A 20,427-nucleotide genomic window follows, 5' to 3' on the forward strand; every position below is an offset into this window, starting at 1 on the left:
TACTTTGATTTGTGGGTAAAAAGGGAGGTACATATACGTTATGGTTGGATTAATTGTAGCAATGACTAAAAATAGAGTCATAGGACTCGATGGAAAAATTCCTTGGAAAATCAAAGGTGAGCAAAGACGATTTAGGGAATTGACCACTGGGAATACAGTAATTATGGGCAGAAGATCTTATGAGGAGATTGGTAAACCTTTACCAAATCGAGATACTATTGTAATATCTAGGACTAGTAAATATGAGGGAGAGCATATCAAAACAGCATCTTCCCTGAAAAAAGCTATTGCTATGGTAAATAAAGGGGATATCTATATTTCTGGTGGTGGAAAACTTTATGAAGAAGTATTAGAAATTGTGGATAAAATTTACATTACAGTTATTGACATGGAGACCGTAGGAGATACATTTTTTCCGGAATTTAATGAGCAAGAATTTAAATTAGTGGAACAAGAGGCCTATGATGCTGATATACCGTATACTTATTACACCTACGAACGTATTTCGTAAATTAAGAACAAGAGATTGACATTGTACAAAAAGAATATTAATAATAGTAATGGATACTAATACTTATATAAAATGCCAAAATTTACAAAATATACTTGAAAAAAATTAAAAGTATTTGTAAAATAATTTTCCGGCTGGTATTTATTTTAAAGAGTATCCATTCTTGTTAAAAAGAGATTTCTTTATACCAAAGAAAAAGCATTAGAAAACATAGTTATTCGTTATTGGGTCTGCTTTTAATGAAGATTCAATGAAGAGTAACTTTTAATATAAATAATATAATATACGTATACAAGGAGAAGAGGCGAATGCAAAGATCAAGAATCGTAGCAGCCGCTTTAGCTGCTACACTGACGTTACAAACAACACCGATAGCATCTGCTGCTAGTACAGTAACAATGGAAAATTTAAGTGTTGTTAATTCAATGCAACAAAAGAGTGTGGAGAGAAGCACTGGGAATGGTGGAATAGCGGTAGAGATAGATTTAGTTTTACCAGTGGACTATTCCAAGGGTATAGGAATTAAAGGTGTACTAGAGAATTCATATGGAACTAGCTATGATTTAGAGTTTTCTTATGATAGTACAAATCAAAAATTATATGGATCAAGTTTGGATTGCGAACCAGGGGATTATACCCTAACAATAACAGGTGATGGATACCAACAATTTGAGCAAGCAATTAAAGTTGAAGCAAATTATGTTACTAAGTTAAGCATTAAGAATAGTCATGAACTTGATGAAGTGTTTAAAGATGGTACAAGACCAGGCGTTATTGGATATGGTGATGTAAATAGCGATGGTTATATTGACGATGAAGATATGACAAGCATGATGGATGCTATCGCAAGTAATTCCACGCAAACTGAGTATGACTTGAACAAAGATGGAATGGTAGATATCTCAGATGCAAGTTACATATCATATAATTTAGACGGAAAGAATATAGAAAGTTCGGCTGTATTAGTATTATCAACAAATAATATTAATGTGGAACCTATAACTGGAGATATCGTAGGTGATATCAATGACATATTGTCTGACACAGGAGTAGTACAGCTAAAGCCAGAAAATACAGAAGAGATTAGTGAAAGCAATCCGATTCAAATCGATATTGATGTTAATTCAAACGGATCAACAACAGAAGGAATCACAATTGCACCTCCATCTAATTCAGAAAATGCGATTACAGAAGGAATTATCACAGTAGAAGATGAAAATGGCGTTACATATGAAGTATCCATTGGGCAAACAACAGTAGATGAAAGTGCTAACGCAAAAGCAAGATTGTCTACATTAAGCACAAGAGCTGCCGCAACCGTAGTGGTAGAATCCGATGGAACAATTGTAATTAATTTAAATAATCAAGTTGCCATTAAAAAAGTATCCATTAAAGTAACTGGAACGAATAGTAGAAAATTAGCTGAAATAGCTAAAGTAGAATTCTTAAATGATATGGAAAGTAGAATTCCAGCCCCAACAATGGATATTCCACAAAACGTAGCTGCAAAAGGCGGAAATAAAGAATTTACAGTTACTTGGAGTAAAGCAAGTAATGTAACCGGATACGAAGTTGAGATTACATCAGAAAAAGGTACACAAACTCTTCGTACAGGTACAAATAGTATTACTGTAAAGCAATTTTTAAATGATAAACTTAAAAATGGAACAGAGTATACGGTACGTGTTCAGTCAACAAATGGAGAGTGGAAAAGTGGTTACAGTTCAGCGGTTGTAGTAATTCCAAAAGCTACAAAAGCTCCTAATGCACCAGAGAACATTTCCATTAACGGTGGATATAAACTATTAAATATTTCATGGAAGAGCATGGAAGATACAGATAGTTATAATTTATATTATAGAGAAAAAGGTTCTTCCGATGATTATAAAGAAATCACAGGAATTACAAAGAATAGCTATCAGTTAAGTAACTTAAAGGTTAACACTACATATGAAATCTATTTAAGAGGAGTCAATGAGATCGGAGTCAGCGGTAATTCCGCTGTATCTATCGGCAAAACGACTGAATTAGAGTACGCGAAAACAAGTAATTATAAGTTAATAAATGTACCACAAGAAGATGGAAAAACAGCTCATATTAAATCCGTTACTTATTATAGTGGAAAATACAGTAATAATTTTGCGGTTGTAGATAACGATTATGGTACAGATTGGATCTTGAATTCATGGCAATCTGGAGGATTTAGTGGTTCTTTAGTAGGACCAGTTGTAGAATTTGATAATTTCTACAAGATGGACCGTTTCATTATCGTAGAAAGTAGCAAACAAACTTATGATTATTTCTACAGCAAAGTTAGATATTGGGATGAAGCTGGAAAAGAGCATATTATCAGTGGAAAACATACGAAGAAAAAAGACTCTGCTGGAAAAATATATTATGAGTTTAGCTTAGATGAGCCAATTACTACAAATAAAATACAGATAAACTTCTCTAACTATTTAGCATATGCGGATGGAATGATTTCTATCGCTGAAATGAAGTTCTATGAGTATGACACAATTGAAGATGAAATCTATAATCTATTTGAAGATGATACTCATATCAGCCTAAAAGAAAGTGTAACAATTGATATAATTAATGAATTAGAAAAACGATTAAATACACCAGATGAAGTAAGTGGTGAACTACATTATAAAAAAGGTATCTTAGAGGTCGAGTTAAATAATGCTAAGGCAATTTTAAATCAAGAGGCACTAAGAGAAGCAATCAAGGTTGATACAACGGTAACAAAAGCAAAAGATTCTCATTTAGGATTTCAAAGTGGTTTGAATGCATGGCAACCATTAGGAATTACTGCACATGAAGGTGAGCAATTAATAATCTATGTAGGTAGAGATGATGCTAAGGTAGGTTCTAATAGTAATTTAAAATTAATTGCAACACAATTTCATGCTGAGTCCGGTACCTGGTTTAAAGAAGTTGTATCTAATCTAAAGGTTGGTAAAAATGAGATAACCATACCAAAGATTAGTTCTATGGCGACAGAACATGGTGGGGCTTTATATGTAGAGTTCACTGGTAATAATGATCAATTGAATATGAGTGTAAGAGTAAGTGGAGGAACCGATATTCCTGTACTTGATATCAGTAAAATGGATTCTGAGTCTGAAAAGAAAGCTGCAATCAAAACATATATTCAGGAATTAACCGAATATGTAAATGGATTGGAAGAAAAGCATAATAGTGGCCACAAAGGAAATGAAGATAGCAACTGTGATTACGATTATGACAACACAAATTGTATTTATAATGTGACTGACATCGTTCTTGATAAGATGATGTATTCTGTATCAGCGGAACAAGTACTGAAAGGTATCCTTAGTAAGGCTGGAAACGATGATATTGATCAACAAGTAGAAGTTTTATATGAAAACTTTAATGCAATGGATCAGATGCTTAATTTATTCTATCAGCACAAGGGATTAGTTAATTATCCAACAGATCAGACAGAATATGCAGCATTTGTAAAGCAATATGGCGATAAAAACAAAATGCCATCTAGTAGATTAAATATTAGATACCAAAGAATGTTTGCAGGAGCATTTATGTATGCAGGTGGACTTCACATTGGTATTGAATGGGATAGTATACCAGGACTTATGACTGGTGAACCAGTAACAAGTGTAGATGGTAAATATGAAAGTGGACAATTATTTGGTTGGGGTATTGCCCATGAAATAGGACATATCATCAACCAGGGTGATTATGCCATTGCAGAAATAACAAATAATTATTTCTCCATACTTGCTCAAGCAAAGGAAACAAATGATTCTGTAAGATTTAGTTATGATGAGGTTTATAAGAAAGTAACTTCTGGAACTCTTGGTAGAGCAGACAATGTATTTACAAGCTTAGCTATGTATTGGCAACTTCATTTAGCATATGACAACGGTTATAACTATAAAACCTACGATACTTATGAAGAACAATTTAATAATTTAATCTTCGCAAGAATTGATGCATATGCAAGAAATAATTCATTAGCACCTAAATTTGCAGATGGAAGAGCCTTTACGTTAAGTGATGCAACAGATACTGATAACAAATTAATGAGATTAGCTTGTGCAGCAGCAAAGAAAGATCTTTTAGATTTCTTTAGAAGCTGGGGTATGGTTCCAAACGAAACTACCATTGAATATGCATCTCAATTTGAGAAAGAAACAAGAAAGATTCAATATATCACAGATGAAGCAAGAGATTATAGAATCATCAATAGTGATCAGGCAGAAGAGATTGCCATGGTGACTAGCGGTGCTGCAATTTCAGCTACACTTGACAATCAACCAAATTCAAAACAGGTAACCATTCAATTCGATGTTGCAGGTATGGAAGATAATAGTTTATTAGGTTACGAAATTATTCGCAATGGACAAACTGTGGCATTTGTAGATGGTTCTGCAACAGAATACGTAGATACCGTTACATTTAATAATAAGGTAGCCAACTATTCAGTCATCGCATATGATAAATTCTTAAATGCAACAGAGGAATATAAATTAGACCCAATTAAAATTAAACACGATGGAAGTATTGACAAGGTTAAGTGGAGTGCTACTACGAATATGACTTCTGAGAATGATGAGGTTGTAAGTGATGATGCTTGTGGACTTAATCCAATCAAAGCAGTAGTGGATACTATTAATAATGATTACAGCAATACTTATACCGGTACTACGAATAATGGGGATGCATATGTAGTACTTAACTTAGGAGAAGTAACACAAATCATTGGATTAAAATATACAAAAGGTACAGAAAACTCCATTAAGAATTATGAAATTCAAGTAAACACGAATGGTTCTGACTGGACATCTATAAAAACAGGAACATTTAATAGTGAACTTTCTGAAGAAACAGTATTCTTCACAAAGGAAAATTCTGAGCTTGGAACTAGTGTAGATATTCAGGAAGTATCTTATGTAAAACTTATTGCAAAAGGACAAAGTACAGTAAGTATCAATGAGCTTGATCTTATCGGACAGCCAGATGATAATGTTGAATTATTACCGGATGGAATTGGTATATTAAAAGATGATTTAGTGGTAGATGAGGCAAACAACGTTGTGATACCAGCCGGTTCTGTTGTATTTACAGGTGATTATAGTGGACATCCTGCATTTAATGTGGTTCTTTTAATTGATGCGGATACAGATCAGGTGGTACCTGGAACACAGTATATTTTTGCTGAAGATCCAGCGGATGCTGAACTTGGAGCCGTTAGTAGCGGAACATGGATTTATTGCATTGAACCAGATGAAGATGGCCAATTACCAACATTACCAAAGAATATTAAAGCTGAATTATACCGAGTAGATAATGCAGTGACTTTAGAAGGTCAAAGATTTGTAAGTAATACTTTAACGGTTGAAATGCCAGAAGAATTAGGGGATATTATAATTAATGCACGTTAGAATTAAGTTATTAAGATGTGCAAAATTGAAAATCAGACCAATATTTTAATTTATGACGATAGAAAGACTACAAAGCGTCTTTCTATCGTATACAAAAAGGAGAAAAGGAAAGGGTATGTTAAAGAGAAAAGCTATAACAGTACTAACAATGTCAGTTGCTTTGTCAACTGCTATGGGATATAGTACTTCACATATAAATGTATATGCAGAATCTTATGATAAAGAAGCTGTTTTTTTAGAACAAATCCTTGAAGGAATAGAGAATGCAACATTAATTCTTAATCAAAAGAGTGGTAGTAATGACGTTACTTTAGCATTAGAATTTAGTGAGGATTTTGATAAGAGCATAACCTCCTTTGAAGTTCTAATACAATTAGATCAAAGTAAGATTAAGAATGTTTCAATGGATTGGAATAAAAAATTTGCAGCAAATCATTGTAGATATACTTACAATGAAACAACAGGAGAACTAAAACTTTATGTTGTAGATAGCAAAGATTTACTTGATGATAGGAAAATTACCATTGGTAGTATGAATATAGAAAGTGACGAAACTACAAAGTTTAATTCGTCATTAGTTTTACAAGAACTAAAGACTGTTGATTTACAACATAATAGTGATGCTGTTACTGTTGATCGAACAGCACAAACTATAGAGTTTACACCATCAACAAAACCTACTGTAACACCTACAGTGACACCTATTGTAACGCCTACTGTAACACCTACTGTAGCACCAACAGTAACACCAACAGTAGCACCTACAATAGCGCCTACAGCAACACCTACACCAACACCATCAAAGCCTTCCACAAGTAATCCATCCACAGGCTCATCTGGAACAACAACACCATCCATTGTAACAGTGCAAGGAATTAAATTAAATAAGACAAAGGCAACGTTACTAATTGGAAAAACAGTAAACTTAACAGCAACAGTTGCACCAACGAATGCAAGTAATAAACTTGTTACTTGGTCCTCAGATAATGAGAAAGTTGCAAAAGTCTCCAAAGATGGTAAGGTTACAGCGATTGGTACAGGAACTGCAACCATTACGGTTCGTTCTAATGATAGACCTAATATTAAAGCAACTGCTGTAATTACAGTAAAAGAAAAAACAGTAAAAGCTACAAGACTTAAGTTATCAAAAACTTCATTGGTATTAAAACCAAAACAAAGTACAACTTTAAAAACTACTGTTTTACCAACAACGGTTACTGATGATTCTGTAGTATGGTGGAGCAGTAATCCTAAAGTTGCGACTGTAAAGAATGGAAAAATTGTTGCAAAATCAGTTGGAACAACAACAATTACGGCTAAGACAAAAGATGGATCTAACATAAAGGCAACTTGTAAGGTAACCGTATCTGATATTAAATTAAATAAAACAAAAGCTACCTTAAAGATAGGAAACTCACTTACATTAAAAGCGACTGTAACTGGCAATAGTCAAAAAGTCACTTGGTGGTCTAGCAATTGGAAAGTTGCATCAGTATCCAAAACAGGTAAGGTAACAGCTAAAAAAGCAGGAACAGCAACAATTACTGCGAAAGCAAATGGAGTTACTACAACCTTCAAGGTTACAGTGAAATAATAAGTGGTTTAATTTAAATATTAAAAATAGAAGTAAGGGTGATTAAGGAATGAAATTATGAATCACCCTTACTTCTTTCTATTTTCTATTGTAAATGGTATAATAAAATTATGTGTAAATACTTAAAACTGCTAGGATATTAAGGAAGTATTTAAGGAAGAATTGAATTTAGAGATAAAATTGGTGATGTGTCAATGTTGGTGGCAGAATGAGAGGAAATATGAGAATTTATTTAATAAGGCATGCAAGACAAAGCAGTACATTATGTAACGTAAACGTAAATTTATCAAAAGAAGGAATTGAGCAGGCCCACTTATTAGGGGAACGAATCGCAAAATATAGGCCCGATGCAATTTATTCCAGCAATTTATTAAGAGCAGTTGAAACTGCTGATATTGTATCTTCTTATCTTGATGATGTACCACGCTTTATAGAAGAAGATCTTAGGGAAATCGATTTTGGAGATTTGACTGGATATAGTGATGAGTACAATGAAACCCATTATGGAGATTTTCTATCAAGAAGAAAATCTATGATAGAAGATCTCGCATTCCCAAACGGAGAAAATGGGCAACAAGTTTATGATCGAGCAATTAAAGTAATCAACGAAATTACATCCTTAGATTTTAAGAGAGTTGCCGTTGTAACACACGGTGGAACCATACGTTCATTAGTAACGGGACTACTTAAAATGAGTCAAGCAGATAAACTAATGTTTGCTGTTTCTCTTGAGAATAGTAGCATTACAGAAATAATTTATGATGAAGATTCAAAAAGATTTTATCTGGAACGTTTCAATGACTATTCTCATTTAGAGGTAAAACCTGAATTGCTACGTAATTACTGGAGGTAGGAGGGATTACGATTTAATTCCTCTAAAATCTCTTCAACAGATGAAGTATGGTAGTGATAGCGCTTTTTAATATCCTCAACAGCATTATTCATAACATATCCATACTTTGCAAGAGATAACATTTCAAGGTCATTATAATTATCGCCAAAGGCTAGAACTTCTTCTGGGGATACATTAAGGGCTTTCATAAGTTTTTCTAGGGAAGAACCTTTATTTACATCCGGATTTACAAAGTCAATCCATTGATGACCGGAAACCGTACATTTTAACTTGGACTCCCATTTGTTCGTAAAATAATCGCTAGAATTTTCTATTCCATTTACTTCATAAGCGGAGACTTTAATGATATCTTCCTTAATGTCATCAAAATTATTTATTACAGTTACATTATTTTTTACAACATCTCTCATACGATGTAAGAAAGCTTCTTGTTTCGGGCGAATAAAGGAAGTGCCTTGGCCTGAAATAAGAACTTCACATCCAACTCTATTATCAATATCATGTATGATTGACATGGCTAAGTTACGATCCATAGCTTCTTTACATATTACGTGATCTTGATACATCGTTAGTGCACCATTTTCGCAAATGAAGGCCATATCTTTGCTATTTTCACCGAATAAACGATATAAATTTGGGTATTGACGCCCGCTTGCAGCAACGAATATAATTCCTTTTTCAGATAGTTGTTTGATTAATTCTATGGCACGATTACTTATACTTTGTGCACCGTTTAAAAGTAATGTTCCATCCATATCAGATGCAATTAATTTTATCATAAGAAACCTCTTTCTAATTTATTTATCAGATTAATACATGTACAGAATAAGTAGTCTCATTTATATAACATGATATTTGAATTACGAAATTTTTAAAACCTAAGCATAGTTTTTTACTTTTTGAATGTTATTATAGCAATTATTCTTATCTGATGCAAATTTAAAAGTTTTGAGGCCTACAAAGATACTATTTTAATAAAACAAATTAATAAAACACCTTGATTTTTCAAAATAATCGGAGCATAATTATTCTCAGGCTGCTTACGTTTAAGAAAAAGAGGTGTGTGGAAGTGTCTTCCAATCAAATGTTTTCTAAGAAAGATTTACAAAAATTAATTATACCATTAATTGTTGAGCAAATACTTGCAGTAACGGTTGGTATGACGGATACAATTATGGTATCAATCAGAGGAGAAGCTGCTGTATCAGGAGTATCTCTCGTGGATTCGATTAATGTTCTTTTAATAGGATTATTCTCAGCATTAGCAACAGGTGGCGCAGTTGTTGCTGCTCAATATTTAGGTCACAAAGAAAAAGATAAAGCAAGTGAAGCAGCAAATCAACTTATTTTAGCAGTTGCCACTGTTGCGATTGGAATTATGTTAACTGCAATTCTATTAAATAAGCAAATCCTTTATCTTATTTACCGAAAACTTGATGCTGATGTTATGTCAAATGCGAGAAAATATTTTTACATAATAGCGTTATCCTATCCTTTCATTGCAGTGTACAATGCGGGAGCAGCATTATTTCGAGCGATGAATAATTCTAAGATTTCAATGAATGTTTCCTTATGTATGAATCTTATTAACATTGCAGGAAATGCGTTTTTACTATTTGTGATGCATTTTGGGGTCGAGGGATCGGCAATTGCAACTTTAATTGCTAGAATCATTGGCGCAACTTATATACTATTAAAATTGCGCAATCAAACGTATGATATACATATTAGTAAGAAATTCAGTTTTAAATTCAATTCCCAGATGGTTAAGAGAATACTTCGAATTGGTATTCCAAATGGACTTGAAAATAGTATCTTTCAATTTGGAAAAATTATTGTGGCCAGTATGATTGCAGGTCTTGGTACCGCTGCAGTTACTGCGAATGCGGTTGCGAATACCGTTAGTAGTTTAGAAGTAATTCCTGGAAGTGCATTGGGGCTAGCAATGATAACTGTTGTGGGTCAATGCGTTGGAGCAAATGATTTAGAACAGACAAAAAAGTATACTTGGAAATTATTAAGATACGCATATCTATTTTTAATTGCATTAAATTTTTGTGTAATTCTATTACTAAATCCAATTGTAAGTTTGTATCAATTAAGCGATAGCACTGCTGTAATAGCAAAGCAATTGATGTTATACCATAGTATCTTTTGTATGATAATTTGGCCATCTTCCTTTACTTTACCAAATGCCTTACGTGCAGCAAATGATGTAAAGTTTACAATGTATGTATCAATTATATCTATGTGGATTTGGAGAATAGCATTTAGTTATTTCTTAGTTGAAGTTGTTAAGATAGGAGTTATAGGAGTATGGATTGCTATGACCATTGATTGGGCCTTTCGAGCAACTCTATTTCTTACAAGATTTCGACGAGGCGGATGGATTAAATATGCCTTTGGAGAAAAATTTGCAAAAGAGCATGTAAAAAGAAAAAAAGCAATACCAACGGTTTAGAACGAAGCGATTAGGCTGTCACATATAATGTGATGGCCTTTTTTTAAAATAAGAAGAAATTAAACATAAATGCTTTGTCTTATCATTAAAAAATTCTCCTCTAAGGATGGGCGCTCGCTTAAAATGTTGTGTGTTTTTTTAAAATGTAAAAAGATACAATAATATATAAAAAAAATAGCGATACTCATAAACGAAGAAAAATAAGCCATAATAAAATGAAGAGAAATTTTTAATAAAGATTGTTTGATTCTAACTATAATTTTAATTTCATACGAATAGATTCCGTATAGAAGGGGGCATGTGTGATAAAAAGAGTAAAGCGCATACTTAGTTTTATTTGTGCAATTATATTTTTCGTTATAAATACTAGTTCTAATCATGTGTATGCAGAAAACTTATTTAAAATTGATTTGGATGATCTTAAGGGCAAATTGGTCATTATTCATACCAATGATACCCATGGATTTTTATTAAATGATTCAGAAAGAAGCTTAGACGCAGCGTCATTGGTAACAATAAAAAAGATATTTGAATCTGTAGGAGCTAAAGTTTTATTACTAGATGCCGGTGATACAATATTTGGTACACCGATGTTTAAAAATGATTTGGGTAGTAAAATGGTGGAATTAATTAATGAAATAGGGTATGACGCTATAACAACTGGGAATCATGATTACGATTACGGAGGACAAAGGCTTCTGGATGTTACGAGTAAATTAACGGTACCACTTGTAGTTTCAAACTTAATTTATACTACCACTCAAAAAACAGCAGCAAAGCGATATATTATAGTAGAAAAAGGCAATATTCGAATCGGAATTTTTGGGATTACTACACCAAATGAGATTACAGGATTTGAAAAATATGGTGATGGTTCCTTAACTCTAACGGATCCATTGATTGCTGCAAAAGAAGTAAGCAAGAAGTTAAGGAAAGAAGGAGCCGACATTATTATAGCCTTGGGGCATATTGGGATGGATTATCGATCGGAACTATCTTCATTGGATGTAATAACAGAGGCACCAGATATTGATTTGTTTATCGATGCCCACAGTCATAGTTCAATTAAGTTAAGACTAGTTCATGAGAATGGAAATCAAACGCTTCTCGTACGAAATTTGCATTATTTTACTGAAATCGGAGTGGTTGTAGTAGATCAAGATGGGTATATGCATCCTTATACAATTCAAAAATCTGAGATGGAGAAATTTATCGAGGATTATCAATAAGAAAAGGTTGCAAATTCTAAGGATTTAGTCTTGGAATTTGCAACCTTTTTAAATGAAATGAGGCATTAAACAAGGAAAATTTATATTGAACGCAAGAACTTGTTTCTATTATTTTAAGTTCTTTGCTTGCTTATGTATATTCGTATATTCTGTACAAAATATCATAATCCCTATAATTATAAGTAGATATACTGGCAATAGAATGATGTTGATATTACCTGCAATTAGTCCAAAGAAGGGTGGCATAAAAGTAGTACCGATATATGCAAATGCCATTTGAACGCCCATCATAGCTTGTGAAAGATTAGAACCAAATAGTTTTGGAGTTTCATGAAGCATGCTTGGGTATATTGGTGCACAACCAAAACCGATGAGGCATAGACCAATTGGTATCTTCCAAACTGGTAGTGGGAGAAAGTATAATAGAATTCCAGCTAAAATAAAAAGTTGTCCCATACGAACTAATTGTTTATTTTCAAATTTCATTGATATGAATCCAGATATGAATCTACCAAAGGTGATTCCTAAATAATATAAAGATGTCCATGTTGCTGCTGTTTTTGTAGGAATGTTATGTATGGAGACTGCATAGCTACCTGCCCACAAACCAGTCGTTGCCTCCAGTGCACAATAACAAAAAAATGAGAGAAGAACAACTTTTACATTAGGTATTTTAATTAATTGTTTAAATGATATAGCTAAAATATCGTTCGTGTCGGTCTTAGTATTCATGGAAACAGTGCGTTTCCAAAGGGGTAAAGAAATAACAAGAACAACAACTAGGATACTTTGTATGATACCTACTGTTAGGTATCCTGTATGCCAATTGGAATTATTTTTTAATGCGAAAGACATAATGATTGGTCCAGACGTTGCACCAATGCCCCAGAAACAATGTAACCAATTCATGTGTTTGGCTTTATAATACATTGCTACAAAATTATTTAATGCAGCATCTACAGAACCAGCACCAAGACCTAAAGGGATTGCCCATAGACAAAGCAGAAAAAATGAATTTGATAAGCTAAAACCAATTAATGCAACTGCTGTCATTGCGACACTGATTGCAGTTGTCACACCTGTACCGAATCGCTTAATAATTCTTGTACTTAGAAAACTAGAAACTACAGTTCCACAAGAAATAATCATAGAGATAACACCAGCGAGTGATAAAGAGACTGATAAATCCTTATGAATTACAGGCCAAGCGGAACCAAGTAAGGAGTCTGGTAATCCAAGACTTATAAAGGATAGATAGATGATAATAAGTAGTGTAAACATCAGAATGCCTCCGAAAGTTTGTATTTTTAAATAAGTATGTATTTTTTTTCATATTTTCGTTGTATCATAATTGTAAGAGCATGTCAATTAATATTGAAATTAAAGAAATTTAAATTTAAATTATAACTAATAAATATTATTGAATAGTAAGGAATATTAAAAAAAGGATGTTGTATTATGCAAACTGTTAGAAGTTTGCATATACAACATCCTTTGGTATATCCATTATTAAATGGATAAAAATAATTTAAAACTAAACTGTTTCTGGTTCTGGATATTCAACACCGAAAGTATCTACAGTTACACTCTTCATACGTTGTGTTTGTGTTGGACGATCAGACCAGTCAGTAGATACAACAGCGATTTTATCAACAACGTCCATACCTTCTGTTACTTTACCAAATGCAGCATAAGCACCATCTAAGTGTGGAGAATTTTTGTGCATGATAAAGAACTGAGAACCTGCGGAATCAGGCATCATAGCACGTGCCATGGAAAGAACACCTTCTGTATGTTTTAAGTTGTTTTCAAATCCATTTTGTGAGAATTCACCTTTAATAGAGTAGCCAGGGCCACCAGTACCGTTGCAATCTGGGCATCCGCCTTGAATCATAAAACCATTTATAACTCTATGGAATATTAACCCGTCATAAAAACCTTTTTTAACAAGTGAAATAAAGTTATTTACTGTATTAGGTGCTACTTCAGGATAAAGTTCAGCAACAATCTTATCACCATTTTCCATTTCAATAGTAACGATTGGATTTTTTTCTGCCATAATAATCTCCTTTTCATTTCTTTCATTATTTATATAGCCTTAGAGTATTACATTTCATGCGTATCTATACAACGATGAAAGCAATTATCCAAAACATTATAGCATAGAGAAATTTGAATTTCAAACCTATTCCAAAAGAAAAGGAAAATGTAGATACTTTACCTAAAAATTTTGTTGTTTTCTGCCTAGAAAATGGTAGAATAATTAAGGTTATTCAAATGAAGTATATGAATGGGTTTAAAGGAGGCAAAATTTTTAGAATGAAGACATTAAAAAATGTAATAAAAACGCAAGCCGTTCTTGTAATCTCTATGATTGCAGCTTTGATTACTTGCATTTTTGTTCCACTAGATAAGGAATATCTAGGATATTTTGATATGCGAACACTTGCTTGTCTATATGGTACATTAGCAGTAATTGGTGCGTTGAAAAACGTCCATTTTTTTGAAATATTAGCAAGACAAATTGTTTTAAGATTACATAATACAAGAAATGCAATCCTAGGTGTAGTATTAATTACGCTTGTTGCATCTATGCTTTTTACAAATGATATGGCATTGCTTTCTTTTTTACCTTTAGGATTTTTTATACTTGATAGTACAAACAATCGAAAGTACTTAGCATTTACCTTTATCATGCAAAATATGGCTGCAAATTTAGGGGGGATGATAACACCTTTTGGAAATCCTCAGAATTTATACCTGTATTCTTATTTTCAAATTCCAACGGGGGAATTTTTTGGAATTATGTTTCTTCCGTTTGTTGTATCTGCAATATTAATTATAATTTGTTGCATGTTTGTGAAATCAGAGAAGTTATCTTTAAAAGAAGAAAGTAATTATCAAATAGATTATAAAAGAATCATCATATATTGTTTGTTGTTTGTTTGTTCCATTCTTATTGTTTTTCGTGTGATTCCTTATGTAATAGGAGCGGTACTGATTACCATTGTTTTATTACTTATGGATAAGAAGGCAATAAAAGAAGTGAACTACCCACTTTTACTTACCTTTTGTGCGTTTTTTGTTTTCTCAGGAAATATGGCAAGAATACCACAAGTGCAGATGTTTTTTGAAAAAGTTCTTCCTATAAATCCGTTATTATTTGGAGTATTATGCTGCCAAGTAATTAGTAATGTTCCTGCAGCGGTTCTCCTATCAAAATTTACATTTGATTATAATACGCTTTTAGTTGCTGTAAATATAGGTGGCTGCGGTACTTTGATTGCTTCTTTGGCAAGTTTAATAACCTTTAGTGAATTAAAAAAATGTCATCCAAAGGCAACAAAGCAATTTATGTTTTTATTTAGTATTTTTAATATAGGATTTCTTGCAATTTTATTTATTGTTCAAATAGTTTTCGGTTAATGCTTAGAATGAAAAGACTTATAAATTGACATAATAGTAGAGTCATTTTATAGGTCTTTTTTATTATAACGAGAATGTGATTTGCACATTCTTTGATCTTTTATGAGCTTATTCATTCTATTTCATTAGATATTTCAAATATAGACTTGAAGTATATGGAATAAAATAGTAAAATATATACAGTTAAAATGATTTATACTAATTTACGGGTGCAGGTGCTATTATGGATATCGATATTTATAAATTCCTTAAAAAATTGAATATAAATTCAAGTGAAGTTACTGCAATTGGTAATCATGACTTGAATCGCCATTTTGTTTATAGTTTTCTTGAGGATAATGTTGAGAAGGTAATAAAGATATATTATGTAGATTATCGATTGCAAAAAGAACTGGAAGCTTATCAAATCGCTAAGAAAAGTAAAATTCCAACTGCCAAAGTTCTTTCCTATGGTCGGTTAGATAATCATGATTATTTAATTATGGAAAAGGTTTTTGGTGAGACATTAATAAAAGAATTGAATAATACACCTAATCTTTCTGCAATATATAAAGAGATGGGTGAATATCTTGGAGCTCTACATAATAATCGTTCTAATATTCCTAAAGATTATAAAAAAACATGGATGGAACAGGTATCCTCTTGCAATAATATCTTAATGAATCTGAATTGCCAAGATAGTACAAAACAAATTTTTAAGGATGCTTATAAAATATTTACAGAAGAAATAGAATATATTACCTTGAATGATATACCATTTGGATACTGTCATAGAGATTTTGATGAGAGAAATGTTATGGTGAAAGAGGGCAATATATCAGCAATTATTGACTTTGAAAAATCAAAATATTGGAATACTGAATTGGATTTGGTTCAACTATACCGGAAGACATTACTAGGTAATCTGAATTTACGGAACGCATTTATGGAAGGTTACAAAAGTGTTATGGAACTACAAGAGGCATTTAATGAGAGATTATATCTCTATTTAATCGCTGATTGTCTTGAGAACTGTTGCTGGGCGTATGATCAAGCCAGGTCTTATTTTGATGAGAATGTAGAATTTTTAGAGAAGTATTTATGTGAAAAGGGTTTAGGAAGGTTACTATATTAATACTTAATTTATAAAGGTTAAAAATAATGATTGGAGGTTAAGGATTATGAATGAAGGAAGTCAGCTAATTAAAGAATATATCAACGGCTATTCGGATGATATTCAATCAAAACTTTTTAAGCTAAGGGATATTATTTTAGAAGCAGAACCCGATTTGTCGGAGAGGATAAGTTGGCAGATGCCAACCTTTTATCTAAATGGAAATGTAATACATTTTGCAGCGAATAAGAAACATATTGGAATTTATCCAGGAGAACAAGCCATTGTTAAGTTTGAAGAAAGGTTGAAACCATACAAGACGTCAAAGGGCGCGATTCAAATCCCTTATGATGAAGAGTTAGATAAAGAGCTAATACAAGATATTGTTAAGTTTAATGTGCTGGTAAATAAGAATAGAGATTAAAGATTCCGTGTGAAAATATAAGATGAACTATCAAAGCTATCATAAAATAGAGTGAATATATCTATTTTATGATAGCTTTTTGTATTATAAGAATATGCTTTACAGATACTTGATTGTGTCCCTTTTATTATATGATTTTTATATAATAAAATATTGAGAATAATGTTCAATTAATTTATCAAATCCTTTATCAAAAGTGTGTAAGTGATTTTTATAAAACTGGTCAAACTCTACTTCTTGAGTGATACCCATAAGTACATAATGATATATTTTTTTGTGCTCATTATAAATGTCTTTTAGGTCCGTTTTGTTAAAAATTGCGTCAATATATCTTGCTCTATCATAATGTGAACATACGCTTTTTACAGAATACCATGTATTTTGCTTGTTTGCTAAATCGTATATTAAGTGATGGAACTCATCATCCAAATTAAAAAAAGTATTAATTGGGTCTTCTGAGCTAATTGCCAATAATTGCTGTTCTAGATTTTCCTGTAGTGGAAGCAATCCCTGTGAACTTACTAAACCAGCTATTTTTTTAATAATGGCAGGTTCTATAATGGAACGTAAAAACAATCCCTCTTTAAGAAATTCAACATTAATCAAAGACACTTTAGAAGCACTTTGTGGGTACACATTAACTAGATATTCAGATTGTAATTTAATGATCGCTTCATGAACTGGGGTTCTGCTTACGGAAAGTAACTGAGATAATTCACCTTCATTTAAAATAGACCCAGGAGGAAGTTGTAATGTCATAATGTTACTATGAAGTATTCGATATGCATATTCTCTATTGTTTTCTTTTTCTTTTTTACTTTGAAGTTTTATATCCATCATAAATCCTTTCTTAATTGATATATCAGTGATTTATTTGTTAGATGCTGAAATTATCATATCATACTATATAAAATAAATCAAATATTACATTCAATAAACATAAGAAAAATTGTTATATTATTAAAATATAGTAAAAAAACACCGTTTTAAGTTTGTGCAATATGTATAAATTTTTAAAAAAATGATATCTATTTTGTACATTGACCAAAATTTACAGTTGTGATAAATTAACATCAACAACTAATATATCAGTTGATAAAAAATAATAATATATTTGAGCGCTGAATTAAAAAGGTTTTTGAAATATCAATAGAATAAATATATAAATATAAAAGAATTTATCATTAACTAATATATTAGAGTGCTCATATGGATTTAAAACTATAAAATATCAGATGAAAAGGAGAATACAAATGAAAGCGATTAAAGTTTTAGAACCTTTTAAGGTAGAAATTGTTGATGTTCCGAATCCTAAGATTACCAAACCAGACGATGTTATAGTTAAAGTTACTTCTGGCGGTATTTGTGGTTCTGATATTGGTATATGGAATGGAACAAATTCTTTAGCTACTTATCCTAGAATTATTGGACATGAGTTTGGTGGGATTGTAACAGAAATTGGTACAGGAGTAACTAGTGTTAAAGTGGGGGATAAGGTTGCTGTTGATCCAGTTGTTAGTTGTGGGCATTGTTATGCGTGCAAGATTGGTCGCCATAATGTGTGCTCTACACTAGAAGTAACTGGTGTACATAGAGACGGTGGATTTACTGAGTATGTTGTTGCAAGTGAAAAAAATCTTCATAAATTTCATACAGACTTTGATAATACTTTATTAGGTCTTGTAGAACCATATACGATTGGTGTGGAGATAAATAATAGAGCGCAAATACATCAAGGAGATAAGGTATTAATAATGGGATGCGGACCAATTGGTATTTGTGCAATGCAAGTTGCAAAAAGAAATGGTGCAACTGTTATGATGACAGATTTAGTAAAAGAGCGTTTGGAAAAAGCAAAGAGCATGGGAGCAGATGAGATTGTTCTTGTTTCTGAAGAAAATTTAGAAGAAAGAATCGCAAGTTTTACAGGTGGTGAAGGTGTGCCAGTAGTTGTAGATACGGTATGTGTTCCAGCTTCCTTTGAACAATCGGTACAATTAGCAAGTCCAGCAGGTAGAGTAGTGGTTATTGGACTAAGAAATCAACCTTCTGAAATTACTATGGCAGACATTACAAAGAAAGAACTAACGATTGTTGGTTCAAGATTAAATAATGATTGTTTTGATGAGGTAATTGCTGGGTTTGAAGATGGTACATTAAATCCTGAACTATTAAAAACAAGAGTATTTAATTATAAAGATATAATGGAAGCATTTACGATGATCAAAGAGCATCCACAAGATGTGTTAAAAATAGTTCTTCAGTTTGAAGATTAAAAATGCAATAAAAAGATATTATATAAAATAAAAGAAGTAAAGGAGAACGAATGAATGAAGATGTCATTTCGTTGGTATGGGGAAGATGATGCTGTAACTTTACAGAAGATTCGTCAAATACCAAATATGAGCACAATTGTAACAGCGGTATATGATGTTCCAGTAGGAGAAGTGTGGAGCAGAGAAAGTATTGCAAAATTAAAGAAACAAGTAGAAGAAGCTGGATTAGCATTTGAAGTAATTGAAAGTGTTCCAGTTCATGAAGATATTAAGTTAGGAAAACCAACAAGAGATCGTTATATTGAAAATTATAAAGAAAATATTAGAAGACTTGGTGAAGCAGGTGTTAAAGTAATTTGCTATAACTTTATGCCAGTGTTTGATTGGACAAGAACTCAATTAGACAAAGAGCTTCCAGATGGTTCTACAGCGTTGGTGTATTATGCAGAGCAAATTGAAAAAATGGATCCACTTACTGGAGAATTAACTCTTCCTGGTTGGGATTCTAGTTATACAAAGGAAACTTTAAAGCAAGTATTTGATGAATATGCCAAAATTACAGAAGAAGACTTGTGGTCAAACTTAGAGTATTTCTTAAAAGAAATAATACCAGTTGCTGAACAAGCAGATGTTAAGATGGCAATTCACGAGGATGATCCACCATGGAGTATCTTTGGTTTACCAAGAATAATAACGGGAGAAGAAAATCTGGATCGCATGCTTGGTTTGGTGGATAGTGAATATAATGGTCTTACTTTATGTACAGGTTCCTTAGGCGCTTCAAGTAAAAATGACATGGTACTATTAGCGGACAAGTATTCTGCGATGAAACGTGTACATTTTGTACATCTTCGCAATGTTAAGTTGTTAGAAGGAGGATTTGAAGAATCTGCACATTTCTCAGAGTGCGGTAGCTTAGATATGGTTGCTATCGTAAGAGCATTGCATAAGAATGGTTTTGATGGTTACATTAGACCGGACCACGGAAGAATGATTTGGGGTGAAACAGGTAGACCAGGATATGGATTATATGACAGAGCTTTAGGAGCGACGTATATTAATGGAATATGGGAGACATTAGATAAAATAGATAAATAGTAGTGAGACATATTCTGAAATAAGCCTCCA

General features: G+C 32.4%; 15 protein-coding genes. 11 read left to right on the forward strand and 4 right to left on the reverse strand.

Annotation, left to right across the window (positions count from 1 at the left end; genetic code table 11):
- Window positions 1-40 precede the first annotated feature (40 nt).
- The 4 genes from BN4220_RS10920 to BN4220_RS10935 all read left to right on the forward strand — a co-directional run bounded on the left by BN4220_RS10920 (window position 41) and on the right by BN4220_RS10935 (window position 8,390).
- Entirely contained in the window at window positions 41-511 is a 471-nt protein-coding gene (locus BN4220_RS10920; protein ID WP_066716012.1) for a dihydrofolate reductase, read from the forward strand.
- A 308-nt stretch (window positions 512-819) separates the two neighbouring features.
- A complete protein-coding gene (locus BN4220_RS10925) occupies window positions 820-5,943 on the forward strand; it encodes a fibronectin type III domain-containing protein (RefSeq protein WP_066716014.1) in 5,124 nt (1,707 codons plus the stop codon).
- 115 nt (window positions 5,944-6,058) lie between these two features.
- On the forward strand, window positions 6,059-7,537 hold the full coding sequence (locus tag BN4220_RS20085) for an Ig-like domain-containing protein (RefSeq protein WP_066716016.1): 1,479 nt from the start codon (window positions 6,059-6,061) through the stop codon (window positions 7,535-7,537).
- Between the two features lie 220 nt (window positions 7,538-7,757).
- On the forward strand, window positions 7,758-8,390 hold the full coding sequence (locus BN4220_RS10935; protein ID WP_066716022.1) for a histidine phosphatase family protein: 633 nt from the start codon (window positions 7,758-7,760) through the stop codon (window positions 8,388-8,390).
- Here BN4220_RS10935 and BN4220_RS10940 read toward each other — a convergent pair.
- Window positions 8,378-9,169, reverse strand: a complete 792-nt coding sequence (locus BN4220_RS10940; protein ID WP_066716024.1) for a Cof-type HAD-IIB family hydrolase — start codon at window positions 9,167-9,169, stop codon at window positions 8,378-8,380. The two genes, BN4220_RS10935 and BN4220_RS10940, sit on opposite strands and share 13 nt — an antisense overlap.
- 290 nt (window positions 9,170-9,459) lie before the next feature.
- Between BN4220_RS10940 and BN4220_RS10945 the strand changes: the two genes are divergently transcribed.
- Both BN4220_RS10945 and BN4220_RS10950 read left to right on the forward strand, forming a co-directional pair.
- On the forward strand, window positions 9,460-10,851 hold the full coding sequence (locus BN4220_RS10945) for an MATE family efflux transporter (RefSeq protein ID WP_347477083.1): 1,392 nt from the start codon (window positions 9,460-9,462) through the stop codon (window positions 10,849-10,851).
- 302 nt (window positions 10,852-11,153) lie between these two features.
- Window positions 11,154-12,080, forward strand: coding sequence for a bifunctional metallophosphatase/5'-nucleotidase (locus tag BN4220_RS10950; protein ID WP_066716026.1), 927 nt, complete (start codon window positions 11,154-11,156; stop codon window positions 12,078-12,080).
- Window positions 12,081-12,188: 108 nt separating this feature from the next.
- Here BN4220_RS10950 and BN4220_RS10955 read toward each other — a convergent pair whose 3' ends face one another.
- Both BN4220_RS10955 and BN4220_RS10960 read right to left on the reverse strand, forming a co-directional pair.
- Window positions 12,189-13,361 carry an MFS transporter gene (locus BN4220_RS10955; RefSeq protein ID WP_066716027.1) on the reverse strand — a complete coding sequence of 391 codons (1,173 nt, stop codon included), beginning with the start codon at window positions 13,359-13,361 and terminating at the stop codon, window positions 12,189-12,191.
- Between the two features lie 253 nt (window positions 13,362-13,614).
- Window positions 13,615-14,139 carry a peptidylprolyl isomerase gene (locus tag BN4220_RS10960; RefSeq protein ID WP_066716028.1) on the reverse strand — a complete coding sequence of 175 codons (525 nt, stop codon included), beginning with the start codon at window positions 14,137-14,139 and terminating at the stop codon, window positions 13,615-13,617.
- 260 nt (window positions 14,140-14,399) lie between these two features.
- Here BN4220_RS10960 and BN4220_RS10965 point away from each other — a divergent pair, with 260 nt between their 5' ends.
- The 3 genes from BN4220_RS10965 (at window position 14,400) to BN4220_RS10975 (ending at window position 17,023) form a co-directional block, all read left to right on the forward strand.
- The gene (locus tag BN4220_RS10965; RefSeq protein WP_066720878.1) at window positions 14,400-15,506 is read left to right on the forward strand and encodes an SLC13 family permease; all 1,107 of its coding nucleotides are present in this window, start codon (window positions 14,400-14,402) and stop codon (window positions 15,504-15,506) included.
- Window positions 15,507-15,729: 223 nt separating this feature from the next.
- Window positions 15,730-16,620 (forward strand): aminoglycoside phosphotransferase family protein, encoded by an 891-nt coding sequence (locus BN4220_RS10970; RefSeq protein ID WP_066716030.1) that lies wholly within the window; start codon window positions 15,730-15,732, stop codon window positions 16,618-16,620.
- A 46-nt stretch (window positions 16,621-16,666) separates the two neighbouring features.
- Entirely contained in the window at window positions 16,667-17,023 is a 357-nt protein-coding gene (locus BN4220_RS10975; protein ID WP_066716032.1) for an iron chaperone, read from the forward strand.
- A 138-nt stretch (window positions 17,024-17,161) separates the two neighbouring features.
- On the opposite strand, the gene BN4220_RS10980 is transcribed toward BN4220_RS10975, so the two are convergent.
- Window positions 17,162-17,863, reverse strand: coding sequence for a GntR family transcriptional regulator (locus BN4220_RS10980; RefSeq protein WP_242867785.1), 702 nt, complete (start codon window positions 17,861-17,863; stop codon window positions 17,162-17,164).
- 413 nt (window positions 17,864-18,276) lie between these two features.
- Between BN4220_RS10980 and BN4220_RS10985 the strand changes: the two genes are divergently transcribed.
- Window positions 18,277-19,299, forward strand: coding sequence for a zinc-binding alcohol dehydrogenase family protein (locus tag BN4220_RS10985; protein WP_066716035.1), 1,023 nt, complete (start codon window positions 18,277-18,279; stop codon window positions 19,297-19,299).
- 54 nt (window positions 19,300-19,353) lie between these two features.
- Window positions 19,354-20,397: a mannonate dehydratase gene (gene uxuA / locus BN4220_RS10990; RefSeq protein ID WP_066716037.1), complete on the forward strand. Its 1,044-nt coding sequence runs from the start codon at window positions 19,354-19,356 to the stop codon at window positions 20,395-20,397.
- The last annotated feature ends 30 nt before the right edge of the window (window positions 20,398-20,427 follow it).

This window comes from Clostridium sp. Marseille-P299, from assembly GCF_900078195.1.
Lineage (GTDB): Bacteria > Bacillota > Clostridia > Lachnospirales > Lachnospiraceae > Lachnoclostridium.